Genomic DNA, 1,064 nt, shown 5'->3' with positions numbered 1-1,064 from the left:
GTGACACGCTGAATTCCATGCGTGTCACACGCAATTCGTCCTGCTGGAGTTTGCCCGTCAGCTCCATGACGGCCTCCAGATCGGTTCCTTCCAGTTCCAGTGTCTGCGTGATGCGCCAGCCCGTCTGGCGCGTCTCGCCGTCCCGGCGTTCGTAGACCGGTTGCGTCGTATAGGCCGGTGTCCGAAGCTTCACCGCAGGATACTCGCGCCCCATGGTCAGCGCCCTGTCCATCAGCTCGCGCACCTCCCGGGCCAGCCGCGCGGGGTCTTCGCCGGTTCGTTCCGCCTGGAGCGTGACGCCCGCCAGATCGTTGTCCACCTCCCTTTCACTCACTGCGGACAGATGCAGGCGCACGGCGTCCGCATCATCGCCCAGCACGGGTGAGGCAACCACCGCGAGGCACAGAAGCGCAAGCAGGGCACTGCGAGTCAGGTTCGGCATGGGGGGTTCTCCGGGGTGGGCGGTTGTCTGTTGTCAGCACTCAGCAATCAGCACTCAGCACTCAGCACTCAGCGTTCAGCGTTCAGCGTTCAGCGTTCAGCGTTCAGCGTTCAGCATTCAGCATTCAGCATTCAGCATTCAGCATTCAGCAGCAAAAGACCATGGAGAAGATCGTTCGGTTCCCCCGGCTTCCACCCGGAGTTTCCCCCGATTACCCTCTTTTGACCACTGACCACTGACCACTGACCACTGACCACTGACCACTGACCACTGACAACCGTCACGGCGTCCGCGGATCCTCGATCACCGCGTCGTCCAGCAGCCCCTTATCCAGCATGTAGCCGGTGACGGCGTCTCCCACGCCGTTGATGACGAACTGGATGGCCAGCACCGCGAGGATGAGACCGAAGATCTTGGTCAGTATCTGCTTTCCCGTCTCGCCCAGGAAGCGCACGATGTGACGGGAGTGGATCATGGCGAAATAGCACGCCACGGTGACGGCCAGCACCGCCAGATAGACCAGCACCAGGTGGTATACCGTGGGTGCCTCGCTGGTGAGTATCATCACCGTGGCGATGGAACCGGGCCCGCTGATGAAGGGGATCGCCATGGGGATGACGGA

At 61.9% G+C, this 1,064-nt stretch carries 2 protein-coding genes; both read right to left on the bottom strand.

From position 1 onward, the window contains the following. Positions 1 to 442, bottom strand: a 442-nt coding sequence (locus B1C78_RS16770; protein ID WP_139350000.1) for an SIMPL domain-containing protein, incomplete at its 3' end; no start/stop codon positions are given. A 280-nt stretch (positions 443 to 722) separates the two neighbouring features. After that, positions 723 to 1,064 (bottom strand): MarC family protein (locus B1C78_RS16760; RefSeq protein ID WP_139349999.1); only part of this gene is annotated, 342 nt, incomplete at its 5' end.

Origin of the sequence: Thioalkalivibrio denitrificans, assembly GCF_002000365.1 — a bacterium.
Classification (GTDB): domain Bacteria; phylum Pseudomonadota; class Gammaproteobacteria; order Ectothiorhodospirales; family Ectothiorhodospiraceae; genus Thioalkalivibrio_A; species Thioalkalivibrio_A denitrificans.
This window is presented reverse-complemented; position numbering and strand designations above follow the sequence as displayed.